We start from the raw sequence: 22,251 nt of genomic DNA, 5'->3' as shown, positions 1-22,251 counted from the left end.
CGCTAGAACGCCCGAGCGCCCGGCGCCACCACAAAGGCGGAACCGGGCGCACACGGGGGTACTTCCTGGGCGTGCCGGGGGTCAGCGGGTCTGCTGGGCCGGGACACCGCGGGTGGCGGGCTCGTCCTCCACCGGGGTGCCGGCGGCGGCCACGGCGGCGCCGGTCAGCGTCGCCAGCATCTCGCGGACGTTGGTCAGCTGCGCGTTGATCGAGTCGCGGCGGTTGGTGAGCGCCGCCAGCTCGCGCTCCGATTCGCTGCGGATCCGGTCGGCCTTGGCGTTGGCGTCGGCGACGATGTCCTCGGCCTGGCGCTGAGCGGTCTCCACCGTCTGGCGGGCCCGGCGCTCGGCGTCCGTGCGGAGCTTCTCGGCCTCCAGGCGGAGCTGCTCGGCACGGTGCTCGATCTCGGCGAGACGCTTCTCGGCCTTGGCCTGGCGGGACGCGAGGTCGCGCTCCGACTGCTCGCGGCGCTTGGCGAGGTTGGTCTCGAAGTCGGCCGCGGCCTGGGCGGCCTTGGCACGGGTCTCCTCGAAGAGGGCGTCGGCCTCCTCGCGCTTCTGCTGGGCGTCCTTCTGGGCGTCGGTGCGCAGCGTGTTCGCCTCGCCCTGGGCCTTCTCGACGATGCGGACGCCCTCGTCCTCGGCCTTCGCCTTGCGCTCGGCGGCGAACGACTCGGCGTCGTTGCGCACCTGCTGGGCCGCCGACTCGGCGAGCTCACGGTGCTGTTCGGCCGCGCGACGGGCCTCCTCGCGCAGGTCCTTGGCCTCCTCCTCGGCGAGGCGGAGAATCTTCTCGACACGGGCACCGAGACCGGCGTACGACGGCTCCGCGTCGTTTACCTGGGCCTGGGCGTTCTGCGTTTCGAGGTGCAGCTCCTCGATGCGCTTTTCCAGAGAGGTGATTCGGGCCAGAGCACTATCACGGTCGGCGACGAGCTTGGTAATGCGGTCGTCCACCTGACCGCGGTCGTAGCCACGGCGCACGAGCTCGAAGCCGAAGGGGGAGGAAGGGTCACTCATGGGGTTCCTGTCGAATGAGACCGGTGAGGTGATAGGGGGAATCCTAGGGGCCATAGCGGCGTGTCAGCGTGCAGATGCCGGTTTGATCTGGAGAATGACACCCCTTTTGAGTGGCTGACCCCCGGAGTGCTTGCCACTCGAAGGGTTGAATGTCCATGGCGAAGCACGGCACACCGCGGATCGGCTACCGCTCGGACGACTTGCCCCCCGATCGCGTCCCCGCCGCCGCCGGAGCCTTGGCGCCCCCCGCGGAACCGCCGGCGGGTTTCCCGCCCCCGGTCGGAGTCTCGAAAGACTCCAACGCTTCGAGCACGTCCTGGACACGGGAGATCTCCGCATTGATGTCCTCGCGCCTGCGCACCAGGACGTCCAGCTCGCGCTTGCCCTCGTCGACCGTCGCTTTCGCCTCGGCCTCGGCGTCGGCGCGCAGCTTCTCCGCCTCGCGGATCAGTCCGGCCTTCTTGGCCTCGGCCTCCTTCAGCAGCGACTCGGCCCGTTTCACCGCGGCGATACGGACCTTGCTCGCCTCCGAATTGGCCTCCGCCATCAGCTCCTTGGCCTTCGCCTCGGCCTCGTCGCGCTGCTCGGTCGCCGCCTTCATCAGGTTGTCGACGCGCTCTCCGGCGGTCTTCATCTGCTCGGACGTCTCCCGGCGGGCCCGCTCGTGCAGCTCCTCGATCTCGCTCTCCAGCCGGGCCCGCAGCTCCTCGGCCCGCTCCCGGATCTGGGTCGCGTCGCGCCGGGCGCCGACCAGCAGCTCGTCCGCGTCGGCACGGGCGCGCTCCACCAGGGTGTTGCCCTCGACGGTCGCCTCCGAGGTGATGCGCACTGCCTCCGTGCGGGCCGCGCCGACCATCGTGTCGGACTGCCCCTCGGCCTCGGTGGCCGTACGCAGCGCCTCTTCCCGCGCCTTGTTGATGAGCTGGTCCGCCTGCTCGGCCGCGTCCGCCCGGCGCTTCGCCGCCGCCTCGCGCGCCTCGTCCAGCACCCGGTCCGCCTCCTGGCGGGCCTCCGAGCGCAGCTCCTCCGCCGCCGACTCCGCGTCCGCGCGCAGCCGCTCGGCCTCCTCGCGGGTGCGGGCCGCGTGCTCCTGCGCCGAGCCGAGCCGCTCGGCCGCCTCCGCGCGCAGCCGCTCGGACTCGGCGGTCGCCTCGGCCAGCATCCGGTCGGCCCGCTCGGTGGAGTCGGCCCGGCGGCGGTTGGCCTCCGTGGTGGCCTCGACGACGAGCTGCTCCGAGGCCTGGGCCGCCTCGTTGCGGATGCGCTCGCTCTCGGTGGTCGACTCGCCGATCAGCAGGTCCGACTGGGCCGCCGCCTCCGAACGGATCCGGTTGGCGTCCTGCCGGGCCTCGGCCCGGGCCTTCGACGCGTCCTGCTCCGCCGACGCCAGGGCGTCGGACGCCTCGGTGCGCATCCGCTGGCTGTACTCGGAGGTGTCCGCGCGCAGCCGCTCCGACTCGCCGATCGCCTCGGAGACCGTCCGCTCGGCCAGCGCCTTCGCGGCCTCGGTCTCCTCGTGGGCCTCCCGCCGGAGCCGGTCCGCCTCCTCGTTCGCCTCCTTGCGCAGCCGCACCGCGTCCTCGGAGGCCCGCTCCCGCTCCGCGTGCGCGTCGGCACGGACCCGGTCCGCCTCCTCCTGCGCCTCGGTACGGGTGCGCTCCGCGACATGCTCCGCCGTCGAGCGCAGCCCGGAGATCTCCTCCTCGGCCTGCTCCTGCAGCCCGGCGACGGAGTCCCGTACCTGCTGGGCGGTCTGCTCGGCGGCCGCGACCAGCTCGGTCGCCCGGGCGTCCGCCTCCTCGACCAGCCGGTGCGCCTCGGCCTGCGCCTCCTCGACCCGCTTACGGGCGGAGGCGAGCAGCTCCTCGCTCTGCTCACGGGCCCGCTCGCGCTCCTGCTCCGCCTCGGTCCTGGCCGCACCGAGGATCTCCTCGGCCTCCCGGCGGCGGCGCGTGGCCTCCTCCTGGGCGGCGTCCAGCGCCTCGGCGGCCTCGGCGGCGACCCGCTCGGCGGCGGCCGCGGCCTCCGCGCGCATCCGGTCGGCGCTCTCCTGCGCCTCGGACTTGAGCCGCTCCGCCTCCGCTGCCGCCTCGCTCCGCAGCCGTACGGCGACGCTCTCGCCCTCGGCGCGGGACTCGGCGGCGTCGGCGGCGGCCTCGTCGCGCAGCCGCTCGGCCTCCGCCCCGGCCTGCTCGGTCAGCGCCCGGACGCGTTCGGCGGCCTCGGCGCGCTGCCGCTCCGACTCCTCGCTCGTCTCGCGACGGATCCGCTCGGCCTCGGTCCGGGCCTCGCCGAGCGCCTCCTCGGCGGCGGCCAGCCGGGTCTCGGCCTCGGTGTGCAGCCGGGCCAGCTCGTCGGCGGCCTCGGTCTGCCGGGCGGCGACGCCGCGCTCGGTCTCCTCGCGCAGCTCGGCCGCGGCCCGCTCGGCCGCCTCCGTGACGGCCGCCGCCTGCTCCTCCGCCTCGGCCCGCAGCTTGTCGGCCTCGGTCCGGGTGCGCTCCAGCGTCTCCTCGGCCTGCTTGCGCAGGGTCGCGGCCCGCTCGGCGGCCTCGGTCCGGATCCGCTCGCTCTCGCCGTTCGCCTTGGTGCGCAGCTCGTCCGCGTCGGAGCGGGCCTTGGTCAGCAGCTCCTCGGCGGTGCGGGCGCCCTCCTCCAGCTGCTGGACCGCCTCACGGCGGGCCTCGCCCCGGATCCGCTCGCCCTCGGCGACCGCCTCGGAGCGCAGCTGCTCGGCCTCGCCGCGCAGCCGGCGGGCCTCCTCCTGGAGCTCGACCGTCTTGGCCCGGTACTCCTTGGTGTCGTCCTTGGCCGCGCCCTTGAGCTCGTCGGCCTGCTCGGCGGCCTCGCCGCGCAGCCGGTCCGCCTCGGCCTCCGCCTCACGGCGGATCCGCTCGGCCTCCTCGCCCGCCGCCTTCGTCGTCGACTTCGCGTCCTCGGAGGCCTTGGTGAGCACCTCCTCGGCGCTGCGGGCCGCCTTCGCCAGCTGGGCGGCGGCGTCCTCGGCGGCGACCGTACGGGCCTTCTCGCCCGCCTCGGCGACCAGCCGCTCCGCCTCGGCCCGGGCGTCGACGAGAGCCTGCTCGGCCTCCTCCTTCAGCGCCTCGGTGCTCTTGGTGGCCTCGCCGACCAGCCGGGCGATCTCCGACTTGGCCGTACGGGTGCGCTGTTCGTTCTGCGACTCGGCGGCGGCCAGCTGCTTGGCGGCGGCCTCCTTCGCCTCGGAGAGAAGCTTCTCGGCCTCCAGCCGGGACTCGCGCAGCCGGGTCTCGGCCTCCGCGAGACGCTGCTCGGCGGTGCGGTTCAGCTCGGCGGTCTGCTGGCGGGCCTGGTCGGTCTCCGCGGTGGTGCTGGAGCGCAGCTGCTCCGCGTGGCTGGTGGCCTCCTGCGCCTGGGCGGAGGCGGCCCCGACGAGGCGCTCGGCGTCCTTGCGGGCGCGCAGCAGGATCGCTTCGGCTTCGGTCCTGGCGGTCTCGGTCTCCGTGCCGGTCCGCCGCCGGGTCTCCTCGGCCAGCCGGGCGGCCTCGTCGCGGGCGGCGGCCAGTGCCTGCTCGGCCTCGGCGCGGGACTCCTCCAGCAGCCGGCGGGCCTGCGACTCGGTGCGGGCGCGCAGCTGTTCGGCCCAGGCGACGTTCTCGTTGACGTGCGACTCGACGGTCTGGCGGCGTTCCGCCAGCTCCTGGTCGAGCCGCTGCCTGCGCTGGACGGCCTCGGTGTGCAACTCGGCCTGCAGACGCGCCTGGTGCTCGGCGTGCTCCTGAAGGATCCGCTGCGTCTGGGCGCGGGCCTCGCGCAGCTCGCGCTCGGCGTCGCTGCGCATCTGCTCGGCCTGGACCTGCGCGTTCCGCAGCATCTGCTCGGCCTGGTAGCCGATGTCAGCGCTGTCGTAGGCGGGACGGGTCGCGAGATTGCGCCGGGCCTCGTGCAGCTTGGCGCGCAAGACCTCGACCTGGTAACCGAGGTCCTCGGCGTGCTGGACGGCCTTCTCCCGGTCGGTCTTCAGCCGGTCCATCTCGGCTTCGAACCGCGAGAGATGGTCGTCTTCAGCCCGGTGGCTCTCCTGGCGTTCGTAGCCCCGCACTGCGCGGTCCCATCCTTCCCCGAGCTCTCACACTCTTCGAGCAGGGGAGACCCCAACCCTGGTCGCGACTCTGCACACGGGGGCCCGCCGACGAGCGGTCCCCCGGGGAATGGTGACAGACAAACGACGAGGACGCGGTACGGCCCCGACCCGGCCCCGGCCCGGAACCGCCCACTCTACCGGGCCGGGTATGCGGTGGTCAGTGCTCCGTCTTGCTCGTGACCAGTTCGGTGAGGACGCCATGGCAGTCCTTGGGGTGCAGGAACGTGATCCGGGACCCCATGGACCCCGTCCTGGGCTCGTCGTACAGCACACGGACGCCCTTCTCGCGGATGTCCGCGGCGTCCCCGTCCACGTCCTCCGTACCGAAGGCGATGTGGTGCACGCCCTCCCCATTCTTTGCCAGCCACTTGCCCACGGCCGAGTCCTCCCGGGTCGGCTCGAGCAGCTGGAGGTACGAAGCCCCGCCGTCCGAGGTCTCGTTGATCTTGAGCATGGCCTCCCGGACGCCCTGCTCCTCGTTGATCTCGCTGTGGAACACCTCGAATCCGTACGTGGCACGGTAGAACTCCACCGTCTTGTCCAGGTCGAAACAGGCGATCCCGATGTGGTCGATGCGCGTCAGCATGGATTCAGCATGGCCGCGCTCCAATGCTCCCGCCACGGTTACGCAACGTGCGCGCCGTCACACCGGCTGCCGGATGACGGGCGCGGTACCGCTCAGTACATTCAGGTAAACCCTCGTTCACATCCGATCCCAAGGGGCCGTGCCCATGCCAGCAACGACCGGTACCACCACCTCAGTGATCGTCGCGGGCGCCCGGACGCCCATGGGCCGTCTCCTCGGCTCGCTGAAGAGCTTCTCCGCCGCCGACCTCGGCGGCGTCGCGATCAAGGCCGCCCTGGACCGGGCCGGCATCGGCGGCGACCAGGTCCAGTACGTGATCATGGGCCAGGTGCTCACGGCCGGCGCGGGCCAGATTCCCGCCCGGCAGGCCGCGATCAAGGCCGGCATCCCGATGAACGTCCCCGCGCTCACCGTCAACAAGGTGTGTCTCTCCGGGCTGGACGCCATCGCGCTGGCCGACCAGCTCATCCGCGCCGGGGAGTTCGACGTGGTGGTCGCGGGCGGCCAGGAGTCCATGACCAACGCCCCGCACCTGCTGCCGAAGTCCCGCGAGGGCTACAAGTACGGCGCGATCGAGATGCTGGACTCGATGGCGTACGACGGTCTCACCGACGCCTACGAGAACATCCCGATGGGAGAGTCCACCGAGAAGCACAACGGCCGTCTCGGGCTGGACCGTGCCGCCCAGGACGAGATCGGCGCGCTGTCCCACCAGCGGGCCGCCGCCGCCCAGAAGAACGGCCTGTTCGAGGCGGAGATCACCCCGGTCGAGATCCCGCAGCGCAAGGGCGACCCGGTCCTCTTCGCCAAGGACGAGGGCATCCGCGCCGAGACGACCGTGGAGACCCTCGGCAAGCTGCGCCCCGCCTTCGCCAAGGACGGCACGATCACCGCCGGCACCTCCTCGCAGATCTCCGACGGCGCCGCCGCGGTCGTCGTGATGAGCAAGGCCAGGGCCGAGGAGCTGGGCCTCGACTGGATCGCCGAGATCGGCGCCCACGGAAACGTCGCGGGCCCCGACAACTCGCTCCAGTCGCAGCCTTCCAACGCCATCAAGCACGCCCTGAAGAAGGACGGCCTGGCTGTCGAGGACCTCGACCTGATCGAGATCAACGAGGCGTTCGCCGCCGTAGCCGTCCAGTCCATGAAGGACCTGGGCGTCACCTCGGACAAGGTCAACGTCAACGGCGGCGCCATCGCGCTCGGCCACCCCATCGGGATGTCCGGCGCCCGGGTCGTCCTGCATCTGGCCCTGGAGCTGAAGCGGCGCGGCGGCGGCACCGGCGCGGCGGCGCTGTGCGGCGGCGGCGGTCAGGGCGACGCGTTGATCATCCGCGTCCCGGGCAAGTAACACCCGTACGGATACGGATCCAGGCAAGAGATACGGAGCGGTGAACGTGGACGTGGACGTCCCCACGCTGGTCGAACAGGCGCGAGCAGGCAGGCCGCGTGCGGTGGCCCGGCTGATCTCGCTGGTGGAGGGGGCGTCCCCGCAGCTGCGGGAGGTGATGGCCGCGCTGGCGCCGCTGGCCGGCCACGCCTACGTCATCGGGCTGACGGGCTCGCCGGGCGTCGGCAAGTCCACCTCCACCTCGGCCCTGGTCTCCGCCTACCGCCGGGCGGGCAAGCGGGTCGGCGTCCTCGCCGTCGACCCCTCCTCGCCGTTCTCCGGCGGGGCGCTGCTCGGCGACCGGATCCGGATGGCGGACCACGTCTCCGACCCGGGCGTCTACATCCGCTCCATGGCGACCCGGGGCCACCTCGGCGGCCTCGCCTGGTCCGCGCCGCAGGCCATCCGGGTGCTGGACGCGGCCGGCTGCGACGTGGTCCTCGTCGAGACGGTCGGCGTCGGCCAGTCCGAGGTGGAGATCGCCTCCCAGGCCGACACCTCCGTCGTGCTGCTCGCCCCGGGCATGGGCGACGGCATCCAGGCGGCCAAGGCCGGGATCCTGGAGATCGGCGACGTCTATGTGGTCAACAAGGCGGACCGGGACGGCGCGGACGCCACGGCCCGCGAGCTGAACCACATGCTGAGCCTGGGGGAGTCCCGGGGCCCCGGCGACTGGCGCCCCCCGATCGTGAAGACGGTCGCCGCCCGGGGCCAGGGCACGGACGAGGTCGTCGAGGCACTGGAGAAGCACCGGGCCTGGATGGAGGAGCGCGGAGTCCTCGCCGAGCGTCGCACCGCCCGCGCGGCCCACGAGGTCGAGGCGATCGCCGTCACCGCGCTCCGCGAGAAGATCGCCGACCTCCGCGGCGACCGCCGCCTGCACGCCCTGGCGGAGCGCATCGTGGCCGGCAGCCTGGACCCGTACGCGGCGGCGGACGAGCTGGTGGCGGGGCTGACGGAGAGCGCCTGAGCGGCGTGTGCTGAAGGCCCCCGGGCGGCGTGTGTGCCGCTCCGGGGGCCTTCGTCAGTACGGGGCCGGGTACGGGCCTGTGTCAGTCGTCGTCGCCGTCCCGGTCATCGCGGTCGCCGTCCCGGTCGTCCCGGTCATCGTTCCGGTCGTCCGCGCGGCCATCCCGGTCGTCGTCGCCGTCGTCGTCGCGGTCCACAGTGACCTTGCCGGTCTTCGCGTCGACGCGCAGCTCGTGCTGCTTGCCGTCCTTGCCCGTGATGTCGACGTCCCACCGCAGGACGTCGCCCCGGCCGCCGTTGTCGTCGTCATCGTCATCGTCGTCCAGGTCGATCGACGTGATCGTGCCGGGCGCGGTCTTCAGGGCCGAGGCCGCCGCCTGGTTCAGGGTGACGGTCGCGGAGCGGGGCGCGTGGCGGTCGCGGTCGTCGTTGTCGTCGTCGCGGGTCTTGAGCACCTTGCCGGTGGTGGCGTCCACCGTCACGTCGTGCCACTTCTTGTCGGAGCCGCGCACGTCCAGCTCCCAGACCGTCCGGCCGTCGTGGTCGTCGTCGTCATCGTCCAGCTCGGCCTCGGTGACCGTGCCCGGGACGCTCTTCAGGGCGGCGGCGACGGCCTGGTCGAGGGCGATCCGGGTGGTCTGCGCGGCGGCCGGGGCCCGGTCGTCCGTGCGGTCGTCCCGGTCGTCGTCGGCGAGGCTCACGGAGCTCGCGCTCCTGGTGGGCGTACGGTCGCCGTCGCCGTCGCCGCTGTCCGCGAAGGCGACGGTGGCGGCGGTGGTGCCGCCGATGAGAACGGCCGCGGTGATCGCCGCGATGGTGACGTTGCGCTTCATGAGGGTTCCTCCCCGAGAGCTGCTGTGCTGTTCTGTGCTGGTTGACGGGTTCCACACTGCCGGGGCGATGCTGAACGCAACCTGAAGCCACCTGAAGCCTTCTTCAGGTGGAGTTTGCGAGGCTGTGCGCATGCGCCTGTTGATCGTGGAGGACGAGAAGCGTCTCGCGGTGTCCCTGGCCAGGGGACTCACCGCCGAGGGCTTCGCCGTGGATGTCGTGCACGACGGGCTCGAAGGGCTGCACCGGGCGAGCGAGGGCACCTACGACCTGGTGATCCTCGACATCATGCTGCCCGGCATGAACGGCTACCGCGTCTGCTCGAACCTGCGCGCCGCCGGACACGAGGTGCCGATCCTCATGCTGACCGCCAAGGACGGCGAGTACGACGAGGCCGAGGGCCTGGACACCGGCGCCGACGACTACCTCACCAAGCCGTTCAGCTATGTCGTCCTCGTCGCCCGGGTCCGTGCCCTGCTGCGCCGACGCGGATCCGGCAGCGCCGCGCCCGTGCTGACCGTCGGGACCCTGCGCATCGACACCGCCGCCCGGCGGGTCCACCGGGGCGAGGACGAATACGCCCTCACCGCCAAGGAGTTCGCGGTGCTGGAGCAACTCGCCCTGCGTGCGGGCCAGGTGGTCAGCAAGGCGGAGATCCTGGAGCACGTCTGGGACTTCGCCTACGACGGCGACCCGAACATCGTCGAGGTCTACATCTCCACCCTGCGCCGCAAGTTGGGCGCCGCCTCGATCCGTACGGTGCGCGGCGCCGGCTACCGGCTGGAGGCGGGATGAGGTCCGTACGGGCCAGGGCCGCCATCGGGGCCACGCTGGTCGTCGCCGTCGCCCTCGTCGGGGCCGGGCTTGCCGTGCTCCTGGTCCTGCGGGCCAACCTGATCGACCAGGCGGACCTCCAGGCCGAGGTCGCGGCCCGCGAGGCGGCCGGACAGCTCGCCACGGGCACGCCGTACGAGGACGTGGAGCTGGACGACGAGGAGGACCACCCGGTCCAGGTGACCGACGAGGAGGACCGGGTCGTCCTCGTCTCCCAGGACCTGCGGGCCGTCACCGGCACCGGCGCGAGCGGGGTCACCCCGGTGCCCTCGGCCTCGGCGGGGGCCACCCCGTCGCCCGGCGACGACGACGATGACGACGACAGCGACGAGGACGACGACAGCGGCCGTCCCCGCCGGGGCGAAGTCTCCTCCGACGACCCGGACTTCTCCGACGGCACCGCCACCGTGGACCGCACCACCGCCGACTACCGCTTCGCCGCCGTCGAGGCGACCACCCCCGACGGCGTCACCCTCACCGTGTACGCGGGCGCCCCGCTCGCCGCCGAGCAGGAGGCGGTGAACACGGTGCGCGGGGCCATGCTCACCGGGCTGCCGGTGCTCCTGGTGGTCGTCGCCGGGGTGACCTGGCTGGTGACCCGGCGGGCGCTGCGGCCGGTCGAGGGCATCCGCCGTGAGATGGCGGCGATCACCGCGTCCGAGGACCTGGCCCGCCGGGTGCCGGAGCCCGGTTCGCGGGACGAGATCGCGGCGCTGGCCCGGACGACGAACGAGACGCTCACCGTCCTGGAGGCGTCCGTGGAGCGGCAGCGGCGGTTCGTCGCGGACGCCTCGCACGAGCTGCGTTCCCCGATCGCCTCGCTCCGCACTCAGCTGGAGGTGGCCGAGGCCCACCCGGAGCTGCTGGACCTCCCGGGCGCGGTCGCCGACACCGTACGGCTTCAGGTGCTGGCGGCGGACCTGCTGCTGCTGGCCCGGCTGGACGCGGGGGAGAAGCCCGGGAGTGCCACGGTGGAGCTGGGCGCGCTGGTCCGGGAGGAGGTGTCGCAGCGCACCGGGGACCGGATCCCGGTGGCGGTGGAGGCCCCGGAGGGCGGTGCGTTCGAGGTGAACGGGTCGCGCGGGCAGCTGTCCCGGGTGGTCGGCAACCTGCTGGACAACGCCCAGCGGCACGCCGAGGGGAGCGTCGCCGTGTCGGTGGCGGCCGACGGGCGCGGCGTGCGGGTGGAGGTCCGGGACGACGGGGCCGGTGTTCCCGAGGAGGAGCGGGAGCGGATCTTCGAACGGTTCGTCCGGCTCGACGACGCCCGCAGCCGGGACGACGGCGGCGCCGGCCTGGGCCTGGCCATCGCCCGGGACGTCGCCTCCCGCCACGGCGGGACGCTGACGGTGCACCGGGCGGCCGAGGGCGGTGCGGCCTTCCGGCTGTGGCTGCCCCGCCCGGCCTGATCCGGACGAGGGCTCCTACAGCTTGCCGCGCTTGCCGCGCAGGTGTTCCGCGATCGGCGTCAGCGCCGCGTGCAGATCGGTGAGCGCCTCGGGGGACAGCAGGTCCATGAAGTGCTGCCGCACCGAGGCGACGTGGTGCGGGGCGACCTTCCGCATGGTCTCCGCGCCGTGCTCGGTGAGGACCGCGAACAGTCCGCGCCGGTCCGATTCGCAGTGGGTGCGGCGGACCAGTCCGGCGGTCTCCATGCGGGTGATCTGGTGCGAGAGCCGGCTCTTGGACTGGAGGGTGGCGGCGGCGAGGTCGCTCATCCGCATCCGCTGGTCGTCCGACTCGGAGAGGTTGACCAGGATCTCGTAGTCGTTCATGGTCAGGCCGAACGGCTGGAGGTCCTTCTCCAGTTGGTGCATCAGCAGCCTGCTGACGTCCAGGTGGGTGCGCCAGGCGCACTGCTCCGTGTCGCTCAGCCAGCGGGTGGCCGTCTCGGTCTCCATATATGGATTCTACCTAAGAAGTTGAAAGCCGGACGAAATCGGGGAGTGTGACGACCGGCACCCCCGGCTCACCGGAGTGCCGACAGGCCCGTCGGCAAGCACCGACGGCTGGGCGCAGACGTTCGACGTCACACTCCGCAGACTACCGCTCACAACCCGAAGCGACGCTGGAGGTCCCCCACCTGGCCGGACGTGCGGTGGCCGGATCCGGGGCGGCCCTGGCCGCCCGGAACTCCCGGCGCGTTCGGCACCGCGCCCGTCGCCTGCTCCGTCATCAGCGCCTCGCTCGACTGGAGCAGCACCGTGCCCGCCCCGACGAACTCGAACTGGTGCTCCTCGCCCGACGCCCCGCCGATCCCCGTGAGCGACCGGATCCCGCCCATCACCCCCGTCATATAGCCGTGATCGTAGTGGTGGCACGGGGAGGGGCAGTCGGCCCAGCCCACCAGCGCCTGCGGATCCACCCGCAGCGGCGGCTCCATGAAAACCACCGCACCGTTCGACGCGGCCACGAACTTCCCCGTGCCGATCAGCGTCACGAACCCCGGCACGATCGACTGCTTCAGCGCCAGGGACGGCTGGTACGCCAGCAGGTTCCCGGACCGGATGGTGAGGTTGCCGTCGTCCAGGTCGAAGGAGTTCACATCGAACGCCCGGTCCGCCAGCAGCATCTTCCCGCTGCCCTCGGCCACCACCCAGTCGCTCGCGTGCAGCGGCGAATGGAAGCTGGAACGCACCAGCCGCTCGAACCGGCCGTGCCCGATGCCGTCGAAATCGATCTGCCCGTAGTAGGCGATCATCTTGCCCTTCTGCAGGAACCACTGGCTCCCCTTGAGCTCCACGCAGAAGGTGTAGGAGTTGACGTTGTCGTCCGACGGCAGCGTCATCGGGTCGAAGACCACGGGCGTGCTCACAGCTTCTCCTCGGATGCCTGGACGTACACCGCACCACTGCCGCTCAGCTCCAGCTGGAACGCCTCGCCGGAGCCCCGCCCCACCATGTCCCGCCAGCCGACCGCCGTGGACAGCTTGTTGCGGACCTCGCCGTGGTGGGCGACGTACGCCTGCGGGTCGACATGGATGTCCCGGCCCGGGCTGATCGGCAGTTCGATCACCCCGCCGTGCGCCATCACCGCGACCGCGCCGTGCCCCTTGAGGGTGGTGGTGAACAGGCCCTGGCCGGTCACCTGGCCGCGCACCATGCCCATCACCCCGCCCTGCGAGCCCATGAACATCGTGCCCTGCTGGAGCGTCCCGTCGAACGCGAGCAGCCGGTCGGCCTCCACGTACAGGGTGTCGCCGGACAGGTTGATCACCTGGATGTGGTGGCCGCCGTGGCCGAACATCACCGTGCCCGAGCCCTCGACCGTCATCAGCGGGGTCGACTCGCCCGCCACCCGGCGGCCGATCATCGACGCGACACCGCCCTGGCCGCCCTGGATGTTCGGGGTGAAGGACACCTCGCCCCGGTACGCCAGCATCGCGCCGCGCTGGCTGAACAGCTTCTGGCCCGGGGTCAGGGTGGCCTCGACCATCTTGGAGTTGATCTCGCGGAACGGCATCAGACATCGCCCCCGACGGTGTTGCGCTCGCTCGGCTGCACGTAGACCAGTCCTTCGCCCTCGAAGCGGATCTGGAACGCCTCGCCGGAGCCCTCGCCCATTAGCGTCCGGAAGTTCACGCCCGACTGGAAGCTCTGCTGGAGCCGGCCCTGGTGGGCGATGTACGCGCCGGGGTCGACCATCAGCGGATACTGCGGCGACACCCGCAGCAGCACCGCCGTGCCGTCCGACATGATCGCCGCCTGCCCGGTGCCCTCCACCGTGGTGGTGAACAGGCCGTTGCCGCTCGCCCCGCCGCGCAGCCCGGTGAACGTTGTGCCCGTGCGCAGCCCGGCGTCGGTGGCCAGCAGATTGCTCGCCTCCACGTACAGCTTGTCGCCGTGCAGCGCGACCAGGTTGATCTCGCTCGCCCGGTCGGCGAAGTAGCAGGTGCCCTGCCCGGACACCTCCATCACGGCCATCTGCTCGCCGGTCAGCCGACGGGTCACCATGCCGCGGATCCCCTCACCGCCGCCGGTCATCTTCTTGAAGGTCATCCGGCCGTCGTACGCGACCATCGACCCGTTCTTCGCCTTGACGGAATCGCCGGCCAGATCGACGGCGAGCGTCTTGCTGCCTTGGAGTCGGAACATCGCCACGCGACGACGGTAGCCCTCCGCCCGGCGCCACGGCCAGAGCGTCCCGAACCGTTACGCCCCTGATGCTCCCCTGATGCGTACCCGGACCGGCCCTGGTATGCGGCGATACGCCCGCCACCGGCCGGGGTGGAACCCGCCGCCGGGGACGGACCGGCGCGATGCCACAATGGGGGCGGCTTGTGCCTGGGTTCACAAGCCCTCGCGACCCTCCCACCGAAGGTGCCCCTGTGGACATCAAGACCGCTTCCGCCCTGCACCGGCTGCGCCTCATCTCGATTCCCGAGGCGCTGTCCTTCCCCGCCCTGATCCTCTTCGGCTCGGTCCTCAGCCGGGTCTCGGACATCGACTTCCTGATGATGCCGCTCGGCATGATCCACGGCGTGCTCTTCGTGATCTACGCCGTGTTCCTGCTCGACGTCTGGATGAAGGCCAAGTGGCCGCTCAAGCGGGTCGCCCTCTTCTTCGTCCTGTCCCTGATCCCCTTCGGCGGGCTCTACGGCGACAAGCTCCTCAAGCAGTACGAGGCCGACGGCGTCATCGCCGCCCGCGCCCGCCGCGAGGGCACGGTCAGCGCATGATCGTCGCGTTCTCCGTCTCCCCGCTCGGTGTCGGTGAGGACGTCGGGGAGTACGTCGCCGACGCCGTGCGCGTCGTGCGGGAGTCCGGGCTCCCCAACCGCACCGACGCCATGTTCACCTCCATCGAGGGCGAGTGGGACGAGGTCATGGACGTCGTCAAGCGCGCCGTGGCCGCCGTCGAGGCCCGCGCCGGTCGCGTCTCGCTGGTGCTGAAGGCCGACATCCGGCCCGGTGTCACCGACGGTCTGACCTCCAAGGTCGAGACCGTGGAGCGTCACCTCGCCTCCTGACGCACCGTCCGCGCGGGACGCCCCGCGTCCCCCCGCGTTCACCCGAAAAGCCCCCGGCGCCACACGGCCGGGGGCTCTTCCGGTCCCGGACTGAAAACCGCTCACTCGGACCTGCCAAGTCGACACACCGTTAGCTGTCCCCTTCTGTGGGGATATCAACCCGTTCGACAGTGGGAGGCACGGTGCGGTCGGAGGGCTACGACTACGACACCTACAGCCGGCTCGCGGGTCCGCTCACGGAGCCGGATCCGACGGGATACCGGGTGCGGTACAAGAGCCTGCTCTCGACGGAGAAGCACCGAATAAGAGCCGTCCTGCTGATGACGCTCGCCCCGGTGCTCACGGGCATCCTGCTGCTGTACCTGGTCTGGCCCTCGCACTGGACCGAGCGGGAGAACGGGGAGCGCTGGCTGGTCGTGGCCGACACCGTGATGCTGGTGTCGATCGCCCTGATCGAGCTGTTCATGCTGGTCAACGTGGTCTCCATCGCGCACGCCACGCTCGTCGCGCGGGACCCCGTCCCGGTGACGGCCGAGCCCGGCACCCGGGTCGCCTTCCTGACCACGTACGTCCCCGGCAAGGAACCGCTCTCCATGGTCCGCGCCACCCTCAAGGGCGCCGTGCGGCTGCAGCACACCGGTCCGCTGGACGTCTGGCTGCTCGACGAGGGCGACGACCCCGGGGCCCGGATGCTCTGCGCCGAACTGGGCGTCCACCACTTCACCCGGCGCGGGGTCCCCGAGTGGAACCGCGACAAGGGCGTCCACAAGGCGAAGACGAAGCACGGCAACTACAACGCCTGGATCGCCCTGCACGGCGGCGACTACGACTTCTTCGCCTCCGTCGACACCGACCACGTGCCGATGCCCAACTTCCTGGAGCGGATGATGGGCTACTTCCGCGACCCGGACGTCGCCTTCGTCGTCGGGCCGCAGGTCTACGGGAACTACGACTCGGCCGTCACCAAGGCCGCCGAGTCCCAGCAGTTCCTCTTCCACGCCCTGATCCAGCGCGCGGGCAACTTCTACGGCGCCCCGATGTTCGTCGGCACCAACAACGTCGTCCGCATCGCCGCGCTGCGGCAGGTCGGCGGCCTGTACGACTCGATCACCGAGGACATGGCCACCGGCTTCGAGATCCACCGCCGCCGCAACCCGCGCACCGGGCACTACTGGCGTTCCGTCTACACCCCCGACGTGCTCGCCGTGGGCGAGGGGCCCGCCTCCTGGACGGACTTCTTCACCCAGCAGCTGCGCTGGTCCCGGGGAACGTACGAGACGCTGTTCAAGCAGTACGGCAAGGCGCTGTTCCGGGTGCCCCCCGGCCGGCTCCTCAGCTACACGCTGATGCTCGTCTACTACCCGATGACCGCCGTCAACTGGCTGCTCGGCGTGGGCAGCTGTGTGCTGTTCCTCTGGTTCGGGGCGTCCGGCACCCAGGTCGCCGCCTCCATCTGGCTGATGCTCTACAGCGACGCCGCCGCCCTCCAGATCGGGCTCTACCTCTGGAACCGCCGGCACAACGTCTCCCCGCACGAGCCCGAGGGCTCCGGCGGGCTCGCCGGGATGGCCATGTCCGCGCTCTCCGCCCCGATCTACCTGAAGTCGCTGGGCTCGGCCGTGCTGCGCACCGACGGCCGGTTCGTCGTCACGCCCAAGGGCGGCCAGGCCTCCCCGGACCGGCTGCTCACCTTCCGTATCCATCTCTCCTGGGCGGTGGTCCTGCTGTCCTCGCTCGCCGCGTCCGTCTACCTGGACCACACCCATGTCGCGATGCGGACCTGGGCGACGCTCGGCCTGGCGATATCCCTCTCGCCGGTCGTCGTGTGGGCCTGGACCGTCCGGCAGGACAAGCGTGCCGAGGCCGCACGCGCCGTCCCCGTCCTGGCGCCCGCGCCGCCCGAACCGGCGTACGTCACCACCACCGCCCCCGCCCCGTCGGCGACCACCACGGCGACGGCGGGCACCACCGCCACCACCACCGCAGGAGGGAACTGATCCATGGGCTACCGGCCGTCGAAGAAGATGAGGAAGACGCTCCTGGGCGGCGGCGCGGTGGTGCTGCTCGCCGGGCTGAACGCTCCCGCGGCCCTGTCCTTCGCCGAGGACAGGTACCACGCGTACAAGATCGACCAGCCGGCGTACAAGGCGGAGTACGGCTCCTGGGAGCGGGTGAACATCCCGAAGGAGTACCGCACGAACGCGATCCACGCGGCGCTCCTGCACACCGGGAAGGTGCTGATCGTCGCGGGCTCCGGCAACGACGAGAAGAACTTCGACGCGGGCACCTTCGACACCGTGCTGTGGGACCCGGCCGAGAACACCTTCCAGAAGATCCCCACCCCGGAGGACTTCTTCTGCGGCGGCCACGCCCAGCTCCCCGACGGCCGGCTCCTCATCGCCGGCGGCACCGCCCGCTACGAGGTCCTGGACGACAAGGTGCAGCGGGCCGGCGGCGGGATGCGGGTCAAGAACGAGAACCCGGACAAGCCGCTGAAGCTGAAGAAGGGCACGGTCTTCCGCTCGCCCTCCGGCGTCGAGTACCGGGCCAAGTTCGACGTCACCGTCCCCAAGGCCAAGCGTGAGTTCGAGGTCGACTACTTCAAGAGCGGCCAGATGAAGCCGTGGAAGACGAAGGTGACCGCCGCCGAGCAGCGGGTGTTCGTCGAGGCGGTGGACGACGGCCCCGACGCGGTGGCGACGGACGCCGCCCAGTACGAGATCGTCGGGCTCAAGGGCAAGGAGGCCGACAACTCCTACGGCCTCGCCGAGAAGATCACCATGGACAAGCAGGACTTCCAGGGGATCCGCGCCGCCTACGAGTTCGACCCGACGGCGGAGAAGTACATCAAGGTCGACCCGATGAAGGAGGCCCGCTGGTATCCGACGCTCGTCGGCCTGGAGGACGGCAAGGTGCTCGCTGTCTCCGGTCTCGACGACGTCGGCGCGATCCTCCCGGGCGACAACGAGATCTACGACCCGAAGACCAAGAAGTGGGGCAAGGGCCCCTTCCACTACTTCCCGACCTACCCGGCGCTCTTCCTGACCAAGGGCGGCAAGCTCTTCTACCCGGGCGCCAACGCCGGTTACGGCCCGGCGGACAAGGGGCGCGAGCCGGGGATCTGGGACATCAAGAAGAACACCTTCACCAAGGTGCCCGGGCTGACCGACACCGACGAGCTGGAGACGGCGGCCTCACTGATGCTGCCGCCCGTGCAGGACCAGAAGGTGATGGTGCTCGGGGGCGGCGGCGTCGGCGAGTCCAAGAAGTCCACGGCCCGCACGGCGGTCATCGACCTCAAGAAGGCCAGCCCCGCCTTCGAGCCGGGCCCCGATCTGCCGCAGGGCACCCGCTACCTGAACAGCGTGATCATGCCCGACGACACCGTGTTCACCAGCGGCGGATCCGAGGACTACCGGGGCCGCGGGGCCAGCAACATCCTCAAGGCGCAGTCCTACGACCCGAAGACCAACAGCTTCAAGGAGGCGGCCGAGCCGACGGTGGGGCGCAACTACCACTCCGAGGCGCTGCTGCTGCCCGACGGGCGGGTGGCGACCTTCGGCTCCGACTCGCTCTACGGCGACAAGGACAACACCAAGCTCGGCAAGTTCGAGCAGCGCATGGAGGTCTACACCCCGCCCGCGCTGCACCGCGGCAAGGACAAGCGCCCGGTGATCGGGAAGGGCCCCGAGGACACCGAGCGCGGTGCGACGGTCACGTACGAGAGCGCCGACGCGGACCGGATCGCCACCGCCCGGCTGATGCGGCCGAGCTCCGTCACCCACACCACGGATGTGGAGCAGCGCTCCATCGAGCTGGGTCTGAAGAAGGCCGGCGGCAAGCTGAGCGTGACCGTGCCGGACGACCCCACGCTGGTGCCGCCCGGCTGGTACATGCTCTTCGTCACGGACACCGACGGCATCCCCTCCGAGGCGAAGTGGGTCAAGGTCGCCTGAGGGCGGGGAAGGCGTGCCGGTGTCTCAGGAGGCGGCGCGCCTGGCCAGGCCGAGCGCGTACTCCGGCCACCAGTCGCCGGCCTGCGGGCCGCCCCGGCAGGTGCCGTCGGATTCGCCCGGCCGCTTGATCCACAGATAGGCGTCGAGCCGGTCGTCGCCGGTGTCGGTGGTCGGGGGCGTGCCGAGTCCCCGGCCCGGCGGATTGCACCAGGCCTCCTCACGGCCCCCGGACAGGGGGCCGTTGCCGTTGCGGCTGGTGTCGATCACGAAGTGCGCGCCGCCCACCGCGTCGGAGAGCCGGCCGGCGTACGTCTTCACGCTCGCGTTCGACTGGAAGTTGGAGACGTTCAGCGAGAAGCCGTCGGCCCGGTCGATGCCGGCCTGCCGCAGCGGCTGCGCCATCTTGGACGGCTCGTCGATCCAGTCCGGGTTGCCCGCGTCCAGGTAGACCTTGGTGTTCGGCCGGGCCTTGAGCGTGTCCACCGCCTCGGAGAGGAGCTGGTAGCGCTCGGCGTGGTGCTCGGGCGGGGTGCAGCCGTCCGTGATGTGGGGGAGGGCGTCCGGTTCCAGGATCACGGTCGCGGGCGCGTCCCCGATGGCGTCGGCGAACTCCCCGATCCAGGACCGGTAGGCGTCCGCGTCCTTCGCGCCGCCCGCGGAGTAGAGCCCGCAGTCGCGGTGCGGGATGTTGTACGCCACGAGCAGGATGGTCTTCTTCGTGCGGGCGGCGGACTTCGCGGCGGCCCGGATCCCCGGGGCCGGGTCGTCCCACGCGGGCCAGTCGGCCACCGGCCGGCCGGAGATCCGCCGGAGCATCTTCGCTTCCGCGTCGCGCCCCTGCTTCTCCCAGGTGCGCACCTGGCGGGCCGCGTCGCTGTTCGGGTCGACCCAGTAGGGGGAGGCCGCGCTCGGGGCGGGTTCTCCCCGGACGAGTTCGTCCGTCTCCTCGGCGGTCCGGGTGACGCGTGGCTCCGGCGTCGAACAGCCCACGGTGAGGGCGGTGGCCAGCGTGAGGGCGGCCAGGACGGGGACGGTACGGGGGAGAGCGCGGGGGACGATTCTGCGGCCGGACATCCAGACCCCTCGGACGGCGGTGGCTCACGGACACGGGAAACGTGAGCAATCGTGACATAACGGTTACGGGGAGTGGTGATGCGACACCGTCCGTGACGCGTTCGTACGCCGGATGCCCGCGGGCGCGCCCTCACTCCGAGGCGGTCAGCGCGATCCCCAGCGGTGTGCGCTCGTACAGCACCTGGTGCCCGTAGCGCCGTGAGGTCAGCAGCCCCGCCCCGCGCAGCACGGACAGATGGGCCGACACGGACGAGGCGGCCAGGCCCAGCCGGTGCGCCAGGGCGCTCGTGCCGGCCGGTTCGTCCAGTGCGCACAGCACGTCGGCCCGGACCCGGCCCAGCAGCCGGGCGAGCGTCTCCGGCGTCCGCTCCCCGGCCTCGCTCCACAGCCCGCCGATGCCGCGCGCCGGGTAGATCAGCCCGGGCTGCCACGGCTCCAGGTGGCCGCCCACCACCTCGGGCCAGACGAAGACGCTCGGTATCAGCACCAGGCCCTGGCCGCCCAGCACCTGCTCGTGGTCGCCCCGCGTCCCCTTCACGGTCAGCGTCGAACCGTTCCAGCTCAGCTGGGTGCTCACCTCGCCCAGGAGCCCGCCCAGACCGCTGTCCGCCAGCCGCCGGGAGTGGTAGGCGATGTCCGCCTCCAGCAGGGCCCGCAGCCGGGGCCAGTACGGCTCGATCAGCGCCTGCCAGGCCCGCTCCAGCAGATCGGCGAGCTCGTGCACGGCCCGTTCCGGATCGGCCAGGAGGCGTCGGCCCGTCGCGGAGTCCCGGGCGCCGGGCCGTTCCGCCAGCGCCAGGGCCATGTCCGCCCGCGCCACCTCGGGATCGACCGCCCGGACGCCCGCGATCTCCTCCTCGAAGGTGGCGAACGGGCCGATCGGCGGCGGGCAGATGAAGTCCGGGTTGTGGCCGCCGTCCGGCATCAGCAGCCAGAGCGGTTCGAGGTCGAGGGAGTCGGCCGCCGCACGGATGCGCCGGAGCCAGGGCAGGTGGTAGCCGTGCCGGTGGCGACGGGCCAGGGTGCGGACGGCCTCCTGGGTCTCGACCAGCGGCGAGAGCGCGAACCGGCAGCGCAGCAGATCGCTCCCGTCGAAGTGCAGCTGGAAGGGCACGCCTTCTCCTCGCCTCGTCCTCGCCCCGTCCTCGCTTCGGGGACCCGGAACATTCGTCCTGGTCCGAAAGTCTACGGATCGGCCGCGTCCGGCCCCAGGCTCTCCCCATGTCCCAGGCTGCTTCCACCACCCTGCCGGGCGGCTACCGCGCGGTGTTCGCCGTGCCCGAGTTCCGGGCCGTCTTCGCCGCGCATCTGCTCTCGCTGCTCGGCGTCGTCGTCAGTGAGCTCGCGCTCACGGTGCTCGTCTACGACCTCACCGGCTCCCCGCTGCTCAGCGCCCTGACCTTCGCGCTCGGCCTGCTCCCGTACATGATCGGCGGGACGCTGTTCGCGGGCGTCGCCGACCGCTACCCGGCCCGTCGCGTCCTGGTCGTCTGCGACCTGCTCTGCGCCGCCTGCGTCGCCGTGATGCTGGTGCCCGCCACCCCGGTCGCCGGGCTCCTCGCCCTGCGCTGTCTGGTCGCCGCGATCGCGCCCGTCTTCACCGGGACGCGGATGGCGGCGCTCACCGACATCCTCGGCGAGGGCGATCTCTATGTGCTGGGCCGTTCGCTGCTGCGGATCGTCTCGCAGAGCGCGATGCTCATCGGGTTCGGCGCCGGAGGGGTGCTGCTCACCGTGCTGTCCCCGCGCGGCGCGATCACCGTCACCGTGGTGACCTTCCTCTGCTCGGCCGCCCTGCTCCGCTTCGGCACCCGCGACCGCCCCGCCCGCGCCGCCACCGGCGACGGCGGCGGGACCCTCCTCAAGGAGTCGCTCGCCGGGGCCCGCCTGGTGCTGGGCGACCGCCGGATCCGGGCGCTGATGCTGCTGTTCTGGCTGCCCTCGATGTTCGTGGTGGCCCCGGAGGCGCTCGCCGCCCCGTACGCCGACGCGATCGGGGCCTCGCCCGCCGCGCTCGGGCTGCTGCTCTGCGCGATGGCCGTCGGGCACATCGGGGCCGAGCTGTTCGTGGGGTCCGCGCTCAGCCCCCGTAACCGCTCCCGGATCGTGCTGCCGGTCGTCGCCGTCGGGCTGCTCCCGCTCCTCGTGTACGCGGTCGAACCCGGGCTGCCGCTCGCCCTGGCGGCCCTCGCCCTGGCCGGTGCGGGCGCCGCGTACGTCATCGGGCTCGACCAGTGGTTCGTCGACGCCGTGCCCCAGGAGCTGCGCGGCCGGGCCATGACGCTGCTCACCGCCGGGCTGATGACCATCCAGGGCCTCGGGATGGCGCTGGCGGGGCTCGCGGCCGAGTTCTTCCCGGTCCACCAGGTGGTCACCGGATCCGGAATCATCGGCACCGTCTGCTCGCTCCTGCTCGTGGCCGAGGTCCGCAGGACAGCCCCCGGACGGATGTCCGATACCGAAGGACGAGACGGGGCTGACCGGCATATGACCAGTCGGTAGG

Annotated in this window: 19 protein-coding genes; 9 read left to right on the top strand and 10 right to left on the bottom strand. The window is 71.8% G+C overall.

Annotation, left to right across the window (positions count from 1 at the left end):
- Nucleotides 1-81: 81 nt before the first annotated feature.
- The 3 genes from ACIQPT_RS25775 to mce form a co-directional block, all read right to left on the bottom strand.
- Nucleotides 82-1,020 (bottom strand): cellulose-binding protein, encoded by a 939-nt coding sequence (locus ACIQPT_RS25775; RefSeq protein ID WP_401158919.1) that lies wholly within the window; start codon nt 1,018-1,020, stop codon nt 82-84.
- A gap of 184 nt (nt 1,021-1,204) precedes the next feature.
- Entirely contained in the window at nt 1,205-5,098 is a 3,894-nt protein-coding gene (scy, locus tag ACIQPT_RS25770; RefSeq protein WP_401158916.1) for a polarized growth protein Scy, read from the bottom strand.
- Nucleotides 5,099-5,297: 199 nt separating this feature from the next.
- Entirely contained in the window at nt 5,298-5,726 is a 429-nt protein-coding gene (mce, locus tag ACIQPT_RS25765; protein WP_401158914.1) for a methylmalonyl-CoA epimerase, read from the bottom strand.
- A gap of 175 nt (nt 5,727-5,901) precedes the next feature.
- Between mce and ACIQPT_RS25760 the strand changes: the two genes are divergently transcribed.
- Together ACIQPT_RS25760 and meaB are read left to right on the top strand one after the other, a co-directional pair.
- Complete coding sequence (locus ACIQPT_RS25760) at nt 5,902-7,077, top strand: acetyl-CoA C-acetyltransferase (protein ID WP_401159139.1); 1,176 nt, start codon at nt 5,902-5,904, stop codon at nt 7,075-7,077.
- Nucleotides 7,078-7,117: 40 nt separating this feature from the next.
- Nucleotides 7,118-8,086 (top strand): methylmalonyl Co-A mutase-associated GTPase MeaB, encoded by a 969-nt coding sequence (gene meaB, locus ACIQPT_RS25755; protein WP_401158912.1) that lies wholly within the window; start codon nt 7,118-7,120, stop codon nt 8,084-8,086.
- An 82-nt stretch (nt 8,087-8,168) separates the two neighbouring features.
- On the opposite strand, the gene ACIQPT_RS25750 is transcribed toward meaB, so the two are convergent.
- Nucleotides 8,169-8,918 (bottom strand): PepSY domain-containing protein, encoded by a 750-nt coding sequence (locus ACIQPT_RS25750; RefSeq protein WP_401158910.1) that lies wholly within the window; start codon nt 8,916-8,918, stop codon nt 8,169-8,171.
- A gap of 130 nt (nt 8,919-9,048) precedes the next feature.
- Here ACIQPT_RS25750 and ACIQPT_RS25745 point away from each other — a divergent pair, with 130 nt between their 5' ends.
- Nucleotides 9,049-9,711 (top strand): response regulator transcription factor, encoded by a 663-nt coding sequence (locus ACIQPT_RS25745; protein ID WP_401158908.1) that lies wholly within the window; start codon nt 9,049-9,051, stop codon nt 9,709-9,711.
- Nucleotides 9,708-11,159: an ATP-binding protein gene (locus tag ACIQPT_RS25740; protein ID WP_401158906.1), complete on the top strand. Its 1,452-nt coding sequence runs from the start codon at nt 9,708-9,710 to the stop codon at nt 11,157-11,159. The genes ACIQPT_RS25745 and ACIQPT_RS25740 overlap by 4 nt, the downstream gene beginning before the upstream one ends.
- A gap of 15 nt (nt 11,160-11,174) precedes the next feature.
- On the opposite strand, the gene ACIQPT_RS25735 is transcribed toward ACIQPT_RS25740, so the two are convergent.
- The 4 genes from ACIQPT_RS25735 to ACIQPT_RS25720 all read right to left on the bottom strand — a co-directional run bounded on the left by ACIQPT_RS25735 (nt 11,175) and on the right by ACIQPT_RS25720 (nt 13,844).
- On the bottom strand, nt 11,175-11,651 hold the full coding sequence (locus tag ACIQPT_RS25735) for a MarR family winged helix-turn-helix transcriptional regulator (protein ID WP_401158904.1): 477 nt from the start codon (nt 11,649-11,651) through the stop codon (nt 11,175-11,177).
- Between the two features lie 149 nt (nt 11,652-11,800).
- Nucleotides 11,801-12,565 carry an AIM24 family protein gene (locus ACIQPT_RS25730; RefSeq protein WP_401158902.1) on the bottom strand — a complete coding sequence of 255 codons (765 nt, stop codon included), beginning with the start codon at nt 12,563-12,565 and terminating at the stop codon, nt 11,801-11,803.
- Nucleotides 12,562-13,212: an AIM24 family protein gene (locus ACIQPT_RS25725; protein ID WP_401158900.1), complete on the bottom strand. Its 651-nt coding sequence runs from the start codon at nt 13,210-13,212 to the stop codon at nt 12,562-12,564. Before ACIQPT_RS25725 ends, ACIQPT_RS25730 begins: the two co-directional genes overlap by 4 nt.
- On the bottom strand, nt 13,212-13,844 hold the full coding sequence (locus ACIQPT_RS25720; protein WP_401159137.1) for an AIM24 family protein: 633 nt from the start codon (nt 13,842-13,844) through the stop codon (nt 13,212-13,214). Before ACIQPT_RS25720 ends, ACIQPT_RS25725 begins: the two co-directional genes overlap by 1 nt.
- A gap of 233 nt (nt 13,845-14,077) precedes the next feature.
- On the opposite strand from ACIQPT_RS25720, the gene ACIQPT_RS25715 reads away from it, so the two are divergent.
- The 4 genes from ACIQPT_RS25715 to ACIQPT_RS25700 all read left to right on the top strand — a co-directional run bounded on the left by ACIQPT_RS25715 (nt 14,078) and on the right by ACIQPT_RS25700 (nt 18,674).
- The gene (locus ACIQPT_RS25715; RefSeq protein WP_007448011.1) at nt 14,078-14,428 is read left to right on the top strand and encodes a DUF3817 domain-containing protein; all 351 of its coding nucleotides are present in this window, start codon (nt 14,078-14,080) and stop codon (nt 14,426-14,428) included.
- Nucleotides 14,425-14,718 (top strand): MTH1187 family thiamine-binding protein, encoded by a 294-nt coding sequence (locus tag ACIQPT_RS25710; RefSeq protein ID WP_030079249.1) that lies wholly within the window; start codon nt 14,425-14,427, stop codon nt 14,716-14,718. Before ACIQPT_RS25715 ends, ACIQPT_RS25710 begins: the two co-directional genes overlap by 4 nt.
- Before the next feature lie 182 nt (nt 14,719-14,900).
- Nucleotides 14,901-16,715 carry a glycosyltransferase family 2 protein gene (locus tag ACIQPT_RS25705; RefSeq protein WP_401158897.1) on the top strand — a complete coding sequence of 605 codons (1,815 nt, stop codon included), beginning with the start codon at nt 14,901-14,903 and terminating at the stop codon, nt 16,713-16,715.
- 3 nt (nt 16,716-16,718) lie between these two features.
- Nucleotides 16,719-18,674 carry a galactose oxidase-like domain-containing protein gene (locus tag ACIQPT_RS25700; RefSeq protein WP_401158895.1) on the top strand — a complete coding sequence of 652 codons (1,956 nt, stop codon included), beginning with the start codon at nt 16,719-16,721 and terminating at the stop codon, nt 18,672-18,674.
- A 24-nt stretch (nt 18,675-18,698) separates the two neighbouring features.
- On the opposite strand, the gene ACIQPT_RS25695 is transcribed toward ACIQPT_RS25700, so the two are convergent.
- Together ACIQPT_RS25695 and ACIQPT_RS25690 are read right to left on the bottom strand one after the other, a co-directional pair.
- Nucleotides 18,699-19,748 (bottom strand): glycoside hydrolase family 6 protein, encoded by a 1,050-nt coding sequence (locus ACIQPT_RS25695; RefSeq protein ID WP_401158893.1) that lies wholly within the window; start codon nt 19,746-19,748, stop codon nt 18,699-18,701.
- Between the two features lie 130 nt (nt 19,749-19,878).
- Nucleotides 19,879-20,862, bottom strand: a complete 984-nt coding sequence (locus tag ACIQPT_RS25690) for a DUF5937 family protein (RefSeq protein ID WP_401158891.1) — start codon at nt 20,860-20,862, stop codon at nt 19,879-19,881.
- A 107-nt stretch (nt 20,863-20,969) separates the two neighbouring features.
- On the opposite strand from ACIQPT_RS25690, the gene ACIQPT_RS25685 reads away from it, so the two are divergent.
- On the top strand, nt 20,970-22,250 hold the full coding sequence (locus ACIQPT_RS25685) for an MFS transporter (RefSeq protein WP_401158889.1): 1,281 nt from the start codon (nt 20,970-20,972) through the stop codon (nt 22,248-22,250).
- The last annotated feature ends 1 nt before the right edge of the window (nt 22,251 follow it).

The sequence above is a fragment of the Streptomyces sp. NPDC091289 genome, from assembly GCF_044757365.1.
In the GTDB taxonomy this organism is placed as follows: domain Bacteria; phylum Actinomycetota; class Actinomycetes; order Streptomycetales; family Streptomycetaceae; genus Streptomyces.
The sequence above is the reverse complement of the archived record's forward strand: the minus strand, read 5'-3'. Positions and strand labels throughout refer to the sequence as shown.

What these genes read in the sequence shown, in the direction of transcription:
- ACIQPT_RS25710 (WP_030079249.1), top strand. Translation starts at nt 14,425, where the DNA reads ATGATCGTCGCGTTCTCCGTCTCCCCGCTCGGTGTCGGTGAGGACGTC.
- ACIQPT_RS25720 (WP_401159137.1), bottom strand. Translation starts at nt 13,844, where the DNA reads ATGTTCCGACTCCAAGGCAGCAAGACGCTCGCCGTCGATCTGGCCGGC.
- ACIQPT_RS25750 (WP_401158910.1), bottom strand. Translation starts at nt 8,918, where the DNA reads ATGAAGCGCAACGTCACCATCGCGGCGATCACCGCGGCCGTTCTCATC.
- ACIQPT_RS25685 (WP_401158889.1), top strand. Translation starts at nt 20,970, where the DNA reads ATGTCCCAGGCTGCTTCCACCACCCTGCCGGGCGGCTACCGCGCGGTG.
- ACIQPT_RS25735 (WP_401158904.1), bottom strand. Translation starts at nt 11,651, where the DNA reads ATGGAGACCGAGACGGCCACCCGCTGGCTGAGCGACACGGAGCAGTGC.
- ACIQPT_RS25745 (WP_401158908.1), top strand. Translation starts at nt 9,049, where the DNA reads ATGCGCCTGTTGATCGTGGAGGACGAGAAGCGTCTCGCGGTGTCCCTG.
- ACIQPT_RS25695 (WP_401158893.1), bottom strand. Translation starts at nt 19,748, where the DNA reads ATGTCCGGCCGCAGAATCGTCCCCCGCGCTCTCCCCCGTACCGTCCCC.
- ACIQPT_RS25700 (WP_401158895.1), top strand. Translation starts at nt 16,719, where the DNA reads ATGGGCTACCGGCCGTCGAAGAAGATGAGGAAGACGCTCCTGGGCGGC.
- ACIQPT_RS25740 (WP_401158906.1), top strand. Translation starts at nt 9,708, where the DNA reads ATGAGGTCCGTACGGGCCAGGGCCGCCATCGGGGCCACGCTGGTCGTC.
- mce (WP_401158914.1), bottom strand. Translation starts at nt 5,726, where the DNA reads ATGCTGACGCGCATCGACCACATCGGGATCGCCTGTTTCGACCTGGAC.
- ACIQPT_RS25725 (WP_401158900.1), bottom strand. Translation starts at nt 13,212, where the DNA reads ATGCCGTTCCGCGAGATCAACTCCAAGATGGTCGAGGCCACCCTGACC.
- ACIQPT_RS25775 (WP_401158919.1), bottom strand. Translation starts at nt 1,020, where the DNA reads ATGAGTGACCCTTCCTCCCCCTTCGGCTTCGAGCTCGTGCGCCGTGGC.